At 67.6% G+C, this 12645-nt stretch carries 15 protein-coding genes; 10 read left to right on the plus strand and 5 right to left on the minus strand.

Annotated elements, in window-relative coordinates:
- Positions 1 to 246 precede the first annotated feature (246 nt).
- From PEM_RS03715 to PEM_RS03740, 6 genes are all read left to right on the plus strand, one after another.
- A complete protein-coding gene (locus PEM_RS03715) occupies positions 247 to 678 on the plus strand; it encodes a pyridoxamine 5'-phosphate oxidase family protein (RefSeq protein ID WP_053497616.1) in 432 nt (143 codons plus the stop codon).
- A 94-nt stretch (positions 679 to 772) separates the two neighbouring features.
- A complete protein-coding gene (locus PEM_RS03720; protein ID WP_005415652.1) occupies positions 773 to 1354 on the plus strand; it encodes a hypothetical protein in 582 nt (193 codons plus the stop codon).
- Positions 1355 to 1558: 204 nt separating this feature from the next.
- Complete coding sequence (locus PEM_RS03725) at positions 1559 to 2026, plus strand: DUF2975 domain-containing protein (protein ID WP_032954010.1); 468 nt, start codon at positions 1559 to 1561, stop codon at positions 2024 to 2026.
- Positions 2026 to 2250 carry a helix-turn-helix transcriptional regulator gene (locus PEM_RS03730; RefSeq protein WP_053497620.1) on the plus strand — a complete coding sequence of 75 codons (225 nt, stop codon included), beginning with the start codon at positions 2026 to 2028 and terminating at the stop codon, positions 2248 to 2250. The genes PEM_RS03725 and PEM_RS03730 overlap by 1 nt, the downstream gene beginning before the upstream one ends.
- A gap of 43 nt (positions 2251 to 2293) precedes the next feature.
- The gene (locus tag PEM_RS03735) at positions 2294 to 3835 is read left to right on the plus strand and encodes a TerC family protein (protein ID WP_065186008.1); all 1542 of its coding nucleotides are present in this window, start codon (positions 2294 to 2296) and stop codon (positions 3833 to 3835) included.
- A 102-nt stretch (positions 3836 to 3937) separates the two neighbouring features.
- Entirely contained in the window at positions 3938 to 5074 is a 1137-nt protein-coding gene (locus tag PEM_RS03740; protein WP_032954011.1) for a metallophosphoesterase, read from the plus strand.
- A 137-nt stretch (positions 5075 to 5211) separates the two neighbouring features.
- Here the strand turns inward: PEM_RS03740 and PEM_RS03745 are convergent, their stop codons facing one another.
- The 5 genes from PEM_RS03745 to PEM_RS03765 form a co-directional block, all read right to left on the minus strand.
- Positions 5212 to 5850: a ferric reductase-like transmembrane domain-containing protein gene (locus PEM_RS03745; RefSeq protein WP_111127859.1), complete on the minus strand. Its 639-nt coding sequence runs from the start codon at positions 5848 to 5850 to the stop codon at positions 5212 to 5214.
- Between the two features lie 82 nt (positions 5851 to 5932).
- Entirely contained in the window at positions 5933 to 6667 is a 735-nt protein-coding gene (locus PEM_RS03750) for a putative DNA-binding domain-containing protein (protein ID WP_111127860.1), read from the minus strand.
- On the minus strand, positions 6660 to 7505 hold the full coding sequence (locus PEM_RS03755; RefSeq protein ID WP_005415659.1) for a DUF692 domain-containing protein: 846 nt from the start codon (positions 7503 to 7505) through the stop codon (positions 6660 to 6662). Before PEM_RS03755 ends, PEM_RS03750 begins: the two co-directional genes overlap by 8 nt.
- A gap of 56 nt (positions 7506 to 7561) precedes the next feature.
- Positions 7562 to 8038, minus strand: a complete 477-nt coding sequence (locus PEM_RS03760; protein ID WP_069139051.1) for an EF-hand domain-containing protein — start codon at positions 8036 to 8038, stop codon at positions 7562 to 7564.
- Between the two features lie 96 nt (positions 8039 to 8134).
- A complete protein-coding gene (locus PEM_RS03765; protein WP_111127862.1) occupies positions 8135 to 8779 on the minus strand; it encodes a DoxX family protein in 645 nt (214 codons plus the stop codon).
- A 340-nt stretch (positions 8780 to 9119) separates the two neighbouring features.
- Between PEM_RS03765 and PEM_RS03770 the strand changes: the two genes are divergently transcribed.
- Genes PEM_RS03770 through PEM_RS03785 form a run of 4 tightly spaced genes read left to right on the plus strand, consistent with a single transcriptional unit; the run spans position 9120 to position 12571 of the window.
- On the plus strand, positions 9120 to 9914 hold the full coding sequence (locus PEM_RS03770; protein ID WP_111127863.1) for an alpha/beta hydrolase: 795 nt from the start codon (positions 9120 to 9122) through the stop codon (positions 9912 to 9914).
- Between the two features lie 3 nt (positions 9915 to 9917).
- Positions 9918 to 10463: a redoxin family protein gene (locus tag PEM_RS03775; RefSeq protein ID WP_005415663.1), complete on the plus strand. Its 546-nt coding sequence runs from the start codon at positions 9918 to 9920 to the stop codon at positions 10461 to 10463.
- A 57-nt stretch (positions 10464 to 10520) separates the two neighbouring features.
- The gene (locus tag PEM_RS03780; RefSeq protein WP_095377752.1) at positions 10521 to 11261 is read left to right on the plus strand and encodes a response regulator transcription factor; all 741 of its coding nucleotides are present in this window, start codon (positions 10521 to 10523) and stop codon (positions 11259 to 11261) included.
- Positions 11258 to 12571: a HAMP domain-containing sensor histidine kinase gene (locus tag PEM_RS03785; protein ID WP_111127865.1), complete on the plus strand. Its 1314-nt coding sequence runs from the start codon at positions 11258 to 11260 to the stop codon at positions 12569 to 12571. The genes PEM_RS03780 and PEM_RS03785 overlap by 4 nt, the downstream gene beginning before the upstream one ends.
- The last annotated feature ends 74 nt before the right edge of the window (positions 12572 to 12645 follow it).

A 12645-nucleotide genomic window follows, 5' to 3' on the forward strand; every position in this document is an offset into this window, starting at 1 on the left:
GGTAACCACCATTTTCCAAAGATGCCCCGGATGAACAACCTACCGAGAGATCACAGTTAGCCGGCTGTGGTGCTTCGCAGGGGCGTTCCTCCATCTGCTTTTAACGTGGGTATGGTGGTGTGGAGTGCGTCACGCACGGACCATGCGCCGTATCTCGTTTCCCGTGAAGAGGCCGCAAGTGCTCATCCACTTTCCGGTCACCGCTCTGCGCAGACGCTGGGCGTCCCTCCGATCAAGGACCGCGCCGTGACCCAGCTCACCCTCCCAGAACTTGCCAAGAAAATGGCCGGCATCGATTTCACGATGCTGCAGACCCACGCCGGTGGAGAAATTGCCGGTCGCCCCATGAGCAACAACGGTGACGTGGACTATGACGGTGACAGCTGGTTCTTCACCATGGAAGACACCGACATGGTGCGCGAGATCGAGGCTGACCCTGCCGTCGCACTGGGTTTCTCCGGCAGCAAGTCGCTGCTGGGCAAGCCGCCGCTGTTCGTGCACGTGCAGGGAAGGGCAGCGCTGGTGCGCGATCGGGCCACGATGCGCGAGCACTGGGTGAAGGACCTGGAGCGGTGGTTCGAACAGGGAGTGGATACACCAGGACTGGTACTGATCCATGTGCGCGCCAGCCGCATCCACTACTGGGATGGCGAGGACGAGGGCGAAATCACAGCCTGATCCCGGTGCGGGGAGGCCGGCGGCAACGCGGCCGTTGCACGCCACGCCCGGGCTTTGCCATCCTCCCCGCTGCGTTCCGTACCGTGGAGTTCCAATGCGCCCTGCCTCCTGGCTGATCCTGGCCCTGCTGCCTGCCCTGGCGGCGGCGCAGCCTGCGCGTGCACCCAAGGCCAGCGCACAGGCGCAGGACCCTTTCAGTGAGTTGTTCGATACCGCTTGCATGCAGCACATCGGCGCGCCAGCGCGGTTGCAGTCGTTGATGGAATCCAACGGGCTGTCACCGCTGCAGCCTGCCGAGGCGGCAACGTTGCTGCAGGGGCAGTCGGGCGTGGCCTGGATGGTGCCGCTGGCCAGCGGCCGCTATGCAGTCAGCTGGGCTGACGATGGCACGTGCACGGTCTACGCCGAAAAGGCCGACGCGGCGGTCGTGCAGAAGGGCTTTGCCCGGTTGGTGCAGGCGGCGCCGACGCCGTTGCAGGCGCGCTCGCTGCCAGGCCGTGGGCCGTTGTCGGCGGACCAGGTGGCGATCCAGTACGGCTGGGCCACGCCCGGGCAGGCCAAGCTGCAGGTGCGTTTCCGGCTGGTCACGCGGCAGGCCGCCGAGGCCGGCGTGCAGGCGATGGCCTCGGTGACGCCGGGCGAAGCGATGCTGGAGCAGGCTGCACCCAGTCGGTAACGCTGGCCCCGCGCCGCGCAGGCCGCCCATGCCTGCGATCCAGCCTTTCACGCTGGTTGTGATATATCGTTTATCGATAAATCCACCCCGGGGCGGCGAGGCCGCCCCAACGCCGGAGGCCGCTTGACCGCTCGTCCCGCCCGCGCCAGACCCGCGCGAGGCTTGTTCACCCTGGCCCAGGCCGCCGTCCAGGCCGTCCGGGCGATGTGCTGGCTGGGCATCCTGGCCGCACTGCTGGCCGTGCCGCTGGTCGCGCACGACCGTCGCTGGCTGCTCGACAGCGTCCACGATGCCGCTGCCGCTGCTGCGCACGGCAACGCCCTGTTCCTGCACTTCTGCCTGGGGCTGGCTGTGATCGTCGCGCTGCTGGTGCTGTGCCTGCTGTTCCTGCGCCATCTGCTGCGGCTGCTGAAATCGGCGGCGCGTGAAAGGCCGTTCACCCACGCCAATGCGCAGCGCCTGCAACGCATGGCGTGGCTGATGCTGGCGATGGAGCTGCTGTCGATCCTGATCGGCGCCTACGCGGCCTGGATGGGCCCGGACTTCAGCTGGATGGAGGTGGGCGGCGGCATGTCGATCACCGGGCTGGTGGCGGTGCTGATGCTGTTCGTGCTGGCACGCGTCTTCGCCGTGGGCGCGGCGATGCGCGATGACCTCGACGGTGTCATCTGATGGCAATCGTCATCACCCTGGACCGCGTGCTGCAGGAACGGGGCATGACCCTGTCCGAGCTGGCCGGTCGCATCGACATCACCCTGGCGAACCTGTCGATCCTGAAGACCGGCAAGGCGCGCGCCATCCGCTTTTCCACGCTGGATGCGATCTGCCGGGAGCTGCAATGCACGCCTGGCGACCTGCTCGGGTACGACCCGGCGCGGGCGCAGGACGCAGACTGAGTGTTTCTTCTTCTCCCTTGCCCACTGACGAAACGGACCTGAAATGGAATGGTTGACTGACCCCTCGATTTGGATGGGCCTTGCAACCCTGGTCGTGCTTGAGATCGTGCTCGGCATCGACAACCTGGTGTTCATCGCGATCCTTGCCGACAAGCTTCCGCCCCACCAGCGCGACCGCGCGCGGGTGATCGGCCTGGCACTGGCCCTGCTGATGCGGCTGGTGCTGCTGGCGGCGCTGGCCTGGATCATGAAACTGACCGCGCCGCTGCTTACGCTGTTCGAGCACAGCTTCTCCGGGCGTGACCTGATCCTGCTGGGCGGTGGCCTGTTCCTGCTGTTCAAGGGCACCATGGAGCTGCACGAACGGCTGGAAGGCCGCGCGCACCACGAAGACGGCAAGAAGGTCTACGCCAGCTTCGCAATGGTGGTGGCGCAGATCGTGGTGCTCGATGCGGTGTTCTCGCTGGACTCGGTGATCACCGCGGTCGGCATGGTCGACAACCTGGGCGTGATGTATGCCGCCGTCACCATCGCGATGGCGCTGATGCTGCTGGCGAGCAAGCCGTTGACCCGCTTCGTCAACAAGCATCCCACCGTGGTGGTGCTGTGCCTGGGCTTCCTGCTGATGATCGGTTTCAGCCTGGTGGCCGAGGGCCTGGGCTACAAGATCCCGAAGGGCTACCTGTACGCCGCGATCGCCTTCTCGATCCTGGTCGAGGCGTTCAACCAGTGGGTGCGTTTCAATCGTGAGCGCAACGAGCGCCGCCAGCCGTTCCGCCAGCGCACCGCTGATGCGGTGCTGCGCATGCTCGGGGCGCGCCCGGCCAACGGCCATTCCGATGACGGCGTGGACGAGCCGGTAGATGCCGAAGAGCGCCTGCAGCCGGCCGAGCACGAGATGATCCGTAGCGTGCTCGGCCTGGCTGACCGTCCGGTGTCGAGCGTAATGACCGTGCGCGCCGATGTGCAGTGGATCGACCTGGCGCGGGGCCAGGAGGATGTGGTGGCCCGCCTGGTGGCATCGCCACACACCCGGCTGCTGGTGGGCGATGGTGACCTGGACAGCCTGCGTGGCGTGGTGCAGAGCCGCGACCTGCTGGCTGACCTGCTGCAGGGCAGGCCGCTGCAGCTGGAAGGCAACCTGCGCGAGCCGCAGTACGTGCTGTCCAGCGCCAGTGCGCTGCAGGCGCTGGAACTGATCCGCCAGCATCCGGTACCGCTGGCGGTGGCGGTGGATGAGTACGGCAGCGTGGAAGGCCTGGTGACCGCCAACGATCTGCTGGCGGCGATTGCCGGCGATCTGGTCGATACCCAGGACGAGCGCTATGGCGTGGTCGCGCAGGGCGAGGACCAGTGGGAGGCCGACGGTGCGCTGACCCTGGACGACCTGCAGCGGCTGACCGGCGTATCGCTGCCACGCAGTGCCGACTACATGACCATCTCCGGGCTGGTGCTGGAGCAGCTGGGCCGGCTGCCGGACACCGGCGATGCGGTGGAGGTGGCGGGTGTGCGCATCACCGTGCTGGCGATGGAGAAGCGCCGCATTGCCCGCCTGCGGGTGGAACACCTCGACCAGCCGTTGTAGAGCCGAGCCCATGCTGGGCTTCGGGGATGCAGCCCAGCATGGCTCGGCTCTACACAACATGGCCCGCAGCCGTCACCATGGCGGGCCCGCTTTCTGTCATGGATGGTTGCAGTGCTGAGTACGATCGGTTTGTTGATGGGCCTGTATGTGGCCTGGCGCCTGTTCTGGCCGCTGCGCATGCCCATCGGGTTGAAGGTCGTGCTGTCGCTGCTGATGGTGGCTGTGGCCGTGCAGCTGCGCATCGTGGCGACCTTTTGGGGCACGATGGCGTCGCCGGAAATTCCGAAACTGGCCATCGCCACGCTGGCCACCGGCTCCACGGCGGTACTGCTGCTGGCATTGGTGATGCTGGTACTGGACGCCGGCCTGCTGGTTTCGCGCCTGCTGCGTTGGCCGCGCATGGTATCGGCCCTGCGTGCACCGCAGCTGCGGCCGGCGGCCGGCGTGCTGGCCCTGCTGGTCAGTGGCTATGGTGTCAGCCAGGGCATGGCAGTGCCCCAGCCGCGGCAGATCGAGGTGAGCATTGCCGGGCTGCCAGCGGCGTTCGACGGCTATCGCGTGCTGCAGCTGACCGACATCCATGCCAGCCGCCTGCTGACCGGTGACTGGGTGCGCAGGGTGGTGGACCAGGGCAACGCGCTGAAGCCGGACCTGATCGTGATCACCGGTGATCTGATCGACGGCAGCGTCGAGGCCCGTCGCGACGACGCGCGACCCCTGGCCGATCTGCGGGCGCCGGACGGTGTCGTTGCCATTACCGGCAACCACGAGTATTACGCGCAGTACCAGGCATGGATGCAGGCGTTCCGCGCGCTGCACATGCAGGTGCTGGAGAACAGTCATTTGCAGGTACGACGCGGCGATGCGGCGCTCACCATCGCCGGTGTCACCGACCCGGTGGCGGCACGCTACGGCCTGCCGCTGCCGGATCTCCAGGCTGCACTGGCGGGTGCCGATCCGTCCGCGCCGGTGATCCTGCTCGATCATCGCCCGCGCAATGCACGCGAGGCGGCGGCGCGTGGGGTGAAGCTGCAGCTGTCCGGGCATACTCACGGTGGGCAGATCATCGGCATGGACCAGCTGGTGAAGCGAGCCAATGGCGGTTTTGTCTCCGGCCGCTATGACGTGGATGGGATGACGCTGTACGTGGGCAACGGTGCGGGCCTCTGGGCCGGTTTCCCGGCGCGCATCGGCGTGCCGTCGGAGATCACCCTGGTGACATTGCGCCGCGCGCCGTGACCTGAAGTGGGGCAGGTTCCTTTGCGCAGGGAGTTCGCTGCCTATCGCGCTGGGATCCCTCTGTAGAGCCGAGCCCATGCTCGGCTGAACCAGAGAGGCAGCCGAGCATGGGCTCGGCTCTACAAGTAACCGCCTCCTCAAGAACTCCGCAGCGGCGGCCGCGCATGCGCATTGCGCCGCAGTGACTGCGCCCGCTTGGCTATCCAGCGCACCACGAAGGCGGTGAACAGCAGTGCCGACGGCACCGCATACCAGAAGTTGCCTGGCACGCGCTTGAAGTACGAGTAGGTGAACACCGCCGCGATGATCCACATGCCGGTCAGGTGCAGGCGACGCCAAGCGGTGGGGCCCATGCGTCGGGCGATCCCCCGATGCGAGGTGATGGCCAGCGCCAGGATGGCGATGTAGCCCACCGTGCCCGGAAGGTTGGCCAGCGCGGATCGTGCTGGCCAGAACGCCGGGTTGAGGATGCCGAAACTGGTGATGGCGATGGCATGCAGCAGGTGCGAAAACGCGAAGGACAAACCGACGGTGCGCCGTTCGCGCAGCAGGAACCGGGTGAATGGGCCGGGCAGAAGACTGGCGAACGACGATGCGGTGAACGCCGCCAGGAACAGCAGGAACGATGTACGTGCAGTGACCCGTATCGCCGCACGGCTGCCTTCGGCTGCATCGGGATACACGGCGAAGGCCGCCAGCGCGAATGCGATCAGGACCACGGCCATGGCCACAAACAGGCGCCAGCCGTGCAGGAAGGAAGTGTTGGAAGCAGGCATGGTGAGACCTCGAAGCAGGAATGGGGAGCACCGGCCGCTGGCCGGGCGATGAGTGGGTAGCGCCGGCCGCTGGCCGGCACCCTCAACAGTCGTTCGGCACAACCAGCACGCTCGCCGCACACAGCTCGCCCAGTACGGGCGCGCAGGCCGCGCGCAATGCGTCCGTTGCCACGCCATGTGCCCCGGACAGCACCCGGAGTGCTGCTTCCACAGCCGCGCCGTCTTCACCAAAGATCGATAGCAGCGCGTAGGCCAGCGGCGACAGTTGCTCGACCTGCAGGCTGAAATCGGCGAGGCGCCGGATCAGCAGCAGCGTGGGCGCAGCGCTCGGCACCGGCTCCAGGGCCTCGTCCTCATGCACCGGCCATCGGTAGCCCAGCACCCGCACCAGCGGCGAAACCGCCAGCACATCGCTGCCCTCGGGAACGCTGTGCAGCGACTGCCCGGCGTCACGAGCTTCAATGTGCAGCGACTGCAGCGTGCTCTCGTAGTGCGCAAGTTCCGCTGCCCAGGCCGGGAGTGCCAGCGCGTCCTGCACTGCCAGCCAGGCCGTGAACTCGCCGGCGATCTGTGGGAACAACGGGGTCTGGCAGGCGTGGTGGGCGTAGTAGTGCTCCACTGTGTCGCGCCAGTGTGGCGTGCCCAACTGCTGTTGCAGGCGCGGCAGGCTGCTGGCCAGCAGGGCGTCCAGGCTGTCGATGCACAGGCGGCAGTATACCGCCAGCCTGCCCGCCTCGACGCTGTCGGGTGCGGCCATTGCTGGGTCGCGCACATGATCGGCCCAGCGCCGTTGCAGGGTAGCCAGCGACTCAGCCATGGGCCACCTCGGGCCAGCGTGCCTCGGCTTGCGCCTGGCGGATCTGCGCGACCTCGGCCAGCAACTCCGCCAGCGGCGGAAAGTTGAAGTCGCGTTCGAGCAGCGTGGGGCGCACGCCGACCCGCGCATAGGCCTCGCGCAACAGCGCCCAGACCACGCCTTTCACCGGGGCACCGTGGGTATCGATCTTGAAGCCATCACCTTCATCGAAATGGCCGGCCACATGCAGCGAGGCAACACGGTGGGACGGCACGCGGGCCAGGAATTCGAAAGCGTCGTAATCGTTGTTGCAGGCGTTGACGAAGACGTTGTTGACGTCCAGCAGCAGGTCGCAGTCGGCTTCGGTGAGCACGGCGTTGATGAAGTCGATCTCGCTCATGTCCGCGCCGGCAACGGCGTAGTAGGAGATGTTCTCCACGGCGATGCGTCGGCCCAGCATGTCCTGTACCTGGGCGATGCGGCCGGCGACATGGCGTACGGCCTCGGCGGTGAACGGCAGCGGCAGCAGGTCATAGACATGGCCACCGGCGGCGCAGTAGCTCAGGTGTTCGCTGTACAGCTGCACCTGGTGCAGGTCGAGGAAGGCACGGGTCTGTGCCAGCAGGGGGAGGTCCAGCGGATCAGGACCGCCCAGCGACAGCGACAGGCCGTGGCAGGTCAAGGGGTGGCGCTCGCTGAGTTGGCGCAGCGCGGCGCCGTGTGCACCGCCGACGCCGATCCAGTTGTCGGGGGAGACTTCGAGGAAGTCGATGGCGCCGGCCGGCATTGCCAGCAGCTCGTCGATCAGGCCACGGCGCAGGCCAAGACCGGCGGCATTGGAGGGCAGGGGCAGGGACATGGCGGATGCTCCAGAGAGAGGGCGCCGCCTTGAAGGCGGCGCCGGTTGAACGTCGATCAATCGGCAACGCGGGAGAACAGGCCCTTCGGCATCGGCTTGCCGTTGGCGGTGTAGACGCTGCGCAGGTAGTCGTGTGCTTCCTGCTCGCTGATGTAGCCGTCGTGGTCGGTGTCGATGCGGTCGAACTCGGCGGCACGCTTGGCGGCCACCGCGTTGAACTCGGCGCGCGAGACCTTGCCGTCGTGGTCACGGTCGGTGCGGGCAAACGAGGCGTCGCCGCACTTGCCTTCGCCACACTGGCCCTCGGCCACCTTGGCCTTGCCGGCGGGCTTGCCGGTGGTGGCCTTGTTGGCCCCGCACTTGCCTTCGCCGCACTTGCCTTCGGCGGCGGCGCTCATGGCCACCGCGCTGATCGCCAGCGGCTGGATCGCAGCGGCCTGGCCGGCCAGCAGCAGGCCACCGGCCAGGGCGATGCCGATGGCACCGATGCGCGGCAGACGGGAAGAGGGGGTGTTCTTGGTCGAGACGGACATGGTGGTGACTCCTTGGGAATGCACGCGACGCGTGCGGGGTGGACGCCGCCGAAAAGGCGACGGAAAGGGAAACACTCGGGAACAGGGGGAAGCGGCTCAGGCGGTGCGGCGGCGTCGCAGCAGATGACCCAGCAGCAGCACGCCACCGAGCAGGGCGCCGCCGAAGCCGACGCCGGGCAACAGCGCGGCAACCGGCAGCAACAGGGCGATCAGGCTGACGCCCCAGCCCAGGCCGTCATTGCCGACGGGGGCATGCTGTGGGCCGGCCAGCAGCCGGTCCACGCTGAGCGCGCCACCGCCGTTGAGGATCAATGGCAGCAGCATGGCCAGGAACAGCAGCGGCAGCTTGAAGTTGCCGTAGCCCTGGTCTGTGATCGCGTAGCCCTGCCAGAGTTCACCCAGGCCGTTCCACTGGTCGGGCCAGTGCACGGCGGCGATGGCGACCACCGTCAACACCCAGAAGACGTAGGCCACCGAGCGCGTGGCCAGGCCGAGCAGCAGCATCACCGCACCCACCAGTTCCAGCCAGGTGGCCAGTTGCCAGTTCAACGATGCGGGCAGGGTGGAGAACGGGAACGGGAAGCGACCTTCCAGGTCGGCGAACCAGTTCTGGCCGCCCAGCTTCTCGCGGCCTGACTCAAAGAACTCCCAGGCCAGCAGGGTGCGCAGCGCCAATGGCGACAGCCAGCGGCCGACGGCGTCCAGGCGGGGGGTATACACGGAAGAGGCGGTGCTGATCATGGTGGTGTCCTGCGGGCCAGTGGTCGATGGAGGCCATTCCAGGCGGTGCAGGTATCGGCAACGTGTGCCGTTGCCCGGGGTTTTGTCAGCGACTGTGGACGCGACCGGGGTTTCGTACAGTCCGATACAAAGACGATGCGTGGATGCACATCGGCGTTGTGCGCACGCGGGCGGGGAACGATGTCCGGCCGGTAGTAGCCGGCCTGGCCCGTCGCGCAAATGTATCCCAGTGTAGAAACCCGCCTGCGCCCTACAGTCCGGTACAACTCCGCACAACGGAGAAACAGCGCCGATACACCGGCAGGCGGAAATGGCCACTCCCAACACCGGAGTGACACCCATGATCCGTACCTCCTTGCTTGCCGCCGCTCTCGCCCTGGCCGGCGCTGCCGCCCCCGCCTTCGCTACCCAGGTCGATACCGCTGCACCGCCCACCGTCATCCTGGTGCACGGCGCCTTCGCCGATGGCTCCAGCTGGAGCAAGGTCCTCACCACGCTGCACGACTGGAAGGTGCCGGCGGTGGCGGTGCAGAACCCGCTCACCTCACTGGCCGACGATGTGGCGGCCACCCGCCGCGCGATTGCCGCCGCGCCTGGCAAGGTGGTGCTGGTCGGCCACAGCTGGGGTGGCACGGTCATCACCGAAGCGGGCAATGACCCGAAGGTGCAGGCGCTGGTGTACGTGGCGGCCTTCGCACCGGATGCAGGGCAGTCTTCGGCGCAACAGGGCGAAGGCTTCCCGGTCGGGCCGGGCCTGGCCCGGCTGCAGGAGAGGGATGGCTACCTGACCTTGCCGGCCGATGCCATCGCCCAGGACTTCGCCCCGGACGTGATGAAAAAGTCGGCCGCACTGCTGTACAGCACGCAGGTCCCGTTGAAGGCCAGCGCGCTGGGCGAGGTGGTGAACGTGGCGGCCTGGCGCAGCAAGCCGAGCTGGTACGTGCTCAGCCGTGATGACCGCATGCTGTCGCCACAGCTGCAGGCCGCGACCGCACGTCGCATCGGTGCTCAGCTGCAATCGATCGGCAGCAGCCATGTGTCGCTGCTTTCGCATCCGGCGCAGGTGGCCGACAGCATCCTGGAAGCGGCGGGGGTGAAGCCGGTGGAGCTGCCGCTGGCCGAGCAGGGGGGCTGAGCGATGGCCGCACTGCGAGGGTACGCACGGCCGCTGCTGCTGGGCCTGCTGGGCGGAGCGGTGTTGTTGCTGGCATGGCCCAGCCCGGAGGCCGATGCGCGGCCGGCACAGGCCGTTCCCGCCACCGGGTTCGACGGTGGCGGGCCCTGGCACAACAGCCCACCGCTCACACTGAAGCAGTTGCGGGGACAGGTGGTGCTGGTCGAGTTCTGGACCTACACCTGCAGCAACTGCCTCAACGTGGCGCCGTATGTCCACCAGTGGCATGCACGCTACGCGCCGCAGGGCCTGAAGGTGATCGGCGTGCATACGCCGGAATTCGCCCATGAAGGGTTGCCCGGCAACGTGCGCAAGGCCATCGCGCGGTTGGATATCACCTGGCCGGTGGTGCAGGACAACCAGTACCGGATCTGGAACGCCTGGGGCAACCGCTTCTGGCCCGCGCTGTACCTGCTCGACCGGCAGGGGCGGGTGGTCTACCGCCATTACGGCGAGGGCGACTACGCACGTACCGAAAGCGAGATCCAGCGCCTGCTGGCCAGCCCTTGAGCCGCGCTACCATGGCCGCGCAGCGCGGCCCTGACCTCCGTCTTCATCGAGAACGCAATGAACCATGTACCGCACATCCTGGTCGTCGACGATGACAGCGAGATCCGCCAGATGCTGGCCGACTACCTGCAGCGCAACGGCCTGCGCGTGAGCCAGGCCGACGGTGGCCGGGCCATGCGCGCGCTGATGGATACCCATGCGGTGGATCTGGTGGTGCTGGACGTGATGATGCCGGGCGAGGACGGCCTGAGCCTGTGCCGCAACCTGCGCGCCGGCAAGCATCGTGCGGTGCCGGTGGTGCTGCTGACCGCCCGCGATGACGAAACCGATCGCATCATCGGCCTGGAAATGGGCGCTGACGACTACGTGACCAAGCCCTTTTCTTCGCGCGAGCTGCTGGCACGCATCAATGCGGTGATCCGTCGCACGCAGATGCTGCCGCCGAACCTGCAGGTGAGCGAGGCCGGGCGCCAGCTCGCCTTCGGCGAGTGGCGCCTGGATACCACCGCGCGCCACCTGCTGGACGCACAGGGGACCGCGTATCCGCTCAGCGGCGCCGAGTTCCGCCTGTTGCGCGTGTTCCTCGACCACGCCAATCGGGTGCTCAGCCGCGACCAGCTGCTCAGCCTCACCCAGGGCCGCGATGCAGAACTGTTCGATCGCTCGATTGACCTGCTGGTCAGCCGCGTGCGCCAGCGACTGGGTGACGACGCGCGCGAGCCGACCTACATCAAGACCGTGCGCAGCGAAGGCTATGTGTTCAGCGTGCCGGTGCAGTTGCTGGGGCCGGACGAATGAACACCGGCGCACGCCGTCCACGCTGGCCGCGCACGCTGTCGGCGCGGCTGCTGCTGGTCCTGCTGGGCGGACTCACCCTGGCCCACACGCTGTCCTTCGGCCTGCTGTTCTTCGAACGCTACCAGTCCACCCGTAGCATGATGCTGCGCAACCTCGACGAGGATGTGGCGGTGAGTGTCGCACTGCTGGAGCACCTGCCCGCAGACCAGCGCGATGCCTGGGTACCACGGTTGGAACGACGCACCTACCGCTACCTGTTGCGTCCAGCCGAGCCCGGGCCGGGGCTGCAGACCGATCGTGCGCGCCAGGTCACGACGATCATCGACGACAGCCTGCGGCACCGCTATCGGTTGCAGGCGCGCCAGGTGGCTCGCCTGCCGGAGCGGTTCGAGGTGGAACTGCGCCTGCACGACGGTACCCCCGTGACCATTGAAGTCACCCCGTCGGGGCTGCCGCTGGCGCGTTGGTTGCCCGCCGTGCTGCTGGCGCAGCTGGCGCTGCTGCTGGTGTGCGCGTGGCTGGCGGTGCGCCTGGCCATGCGGCCGCTGCAGCAGCTGTCGCATGCGGTCGAGCATCTGCAGCCGGGCAAGGACGGGCCTGCACTGCCTGAAGATGGCCCTGCGGAAGTGGGCGGCGCGGCGGCTGCACTCAATGCACTGCAGGCACGCATTCGTGGCCATGTCAGTGAGCGCCTGCAGATCCTGGCCGCGATCTCGCATGACCTGCAGACCCCCATCACGCGCATGAAGCTTCGGGTGGAGACCCTGCCTGAAGACAGCACCCAGCAGCGGCTGCTGGCCGACCTCGACCACCTGGGTCAACTGGTGCGTGAGGGCGTGGCCTATGCGCGCAGCAGCCACGTCGCCAGTGGCGCGCCGGTGTCGATGGACCTGGGCGCGTTCCTGGCCAGTGTGGTCGGCGACTACGAGGACATGGGCAAGCCGGTCATTGGTGGTGCGCCCGCTGGACTGGTGGTGCAGACCTGGCCGCAGCCGCTGCGCCGGGTGGTCGGCAATCTGGTCGACAACGCGTTGCGTTACGCCGGTGCCGCCGAGATCGAGGCGGGTCGCGATGAGGCCGGAAGGGTCTGGATCAGCATTTCCGACCGTGGCCCCGGTATTCCCGAGGGCCAGCTGCAGGCAGTGCTGGCGCCGTTCCACCGGCTGGAAAGCTCGCGCAATCGCGATACCGGCGGGACCGGCCTGGGCCTGGCCATCGCGGTGCAGCTGGCGCAGTCGCTGGGCGGCTCGCTGCGGTTGCACAACCGCGAGGGTGGCGGCCTGCGGGCGGAACTGCAGCTGCCGGGCTGAGTTGCCCGGCCTTGTGTTCCAGCAAGGATGCTTCTGCTTCGGCTTTGACGGCGAACGTTTCACCGGCCATGAAA

The organism is Stenotrophomonas sp. Pemsol (assembly GCF_003586545.1).
GTDB classification, from domain to species: domain Bacteria; phylum Pseudomonadota; class Gammaproteobacteria; order Xanthomonadales; family Xanthomonadaceae; genus Stenotrophomonas; species Stenotrophomonas sepilia.

Coding starts and splice junctions, on each gene's coding strand:
- PEM_RS03760 (WP_069139051.1), bottom strand. CDS start 8,038: ATGTCCGTCTCGACCAAGAACACCCCCTCTTCCCGTCTGCCGCGCATC.
- PEM_RS03725 (WP_032954010.1), top strand. CDS start 1,559: ATGTGCTGGCTGGGCATCCTGGCCGCACTGCTGGCCGTGCCGCTGGTC.
- PEM_RS03780 (WP_095377752.1), top strand. CDS start 10,521: ATGAACCATGTACCGCACATCCTGGTCGTCGACGATGACAGCGAGATC.
- PEM_RS03755 (WP_005415659.1), bottom strand. CDS start 7,505: ATGTCCCTGCCCCTGCCCTCCAATGCCGCCGGTCTTGGCCTGCGCCGT.
- PEM_RS03735 (WP_065186008.1), top strand. CDS start 2,294: ATGGAATGGTTGACTGACCCCTCGATTTGGATGGGCCTTGCAACCCTG.
- PEM_RS03745 (WP_111127859.1), bottom strand. CDS start 5,850: ATGCCTGCTTCCAACACTTCCTTCCTGCACGGCTGGCGCCTGTTTGTG.
- PEM_RS03750 (WP_111127860.1), bottom strand. CDS start 6,667: ATGGCTGAGTCGCTGGCTACCCTGCAACGGCGCTGGGCCGATCATGTG.
- PEM_RS03730 (WP_053497620.1), top strand. CDS start 2,026: ATGGCAATCGTCATCACCCTGGACCGCGTGCTGCAGGAACGGGGCATG.
- PEM_RS03785 (WP_111127865.1), top strand. CDS start 11,258: ATGAACACCGGCGCACGCCGTCCACGCTGGCCGCGCACGCTGTCGGCG.
- PEM_RS03770 (WP_111127863.1), top strand. CDS start 9,120: ATGATCCGTACCTCCTTGCTTGCCGCCGCTCTCGCCCTGGCCGGCGCT.
- PEM_RS03765 (WP_111127862.1), bottom strand. CDS start 8,779: ATGATCAGCACCGCCTCTTCCGTGTATACCCCCCGCCTGGACGCCGTC.
- PEM_RS03775 (WP_005415663.1), top strand. CDS start 9,918: ATGGCCGCACTGCGAGGGTACGCACGGCCGCTGCTGCTGGGCCTGCTG.
- PEM_RS03740 (WP_032954011.1), top strand. CDS start 3,938: ATGGTTGCAGTGCTGAGTACGATCGGTTTGTTGATGGGCCTGTATGTG.
- PEM_RS03720 (WP_005415652.1), top strand. CDS start 773: ATGCGCCCTGCCTCCTGGCTGATCCTGGCCCTGCTGCCTGCCCTGGCG.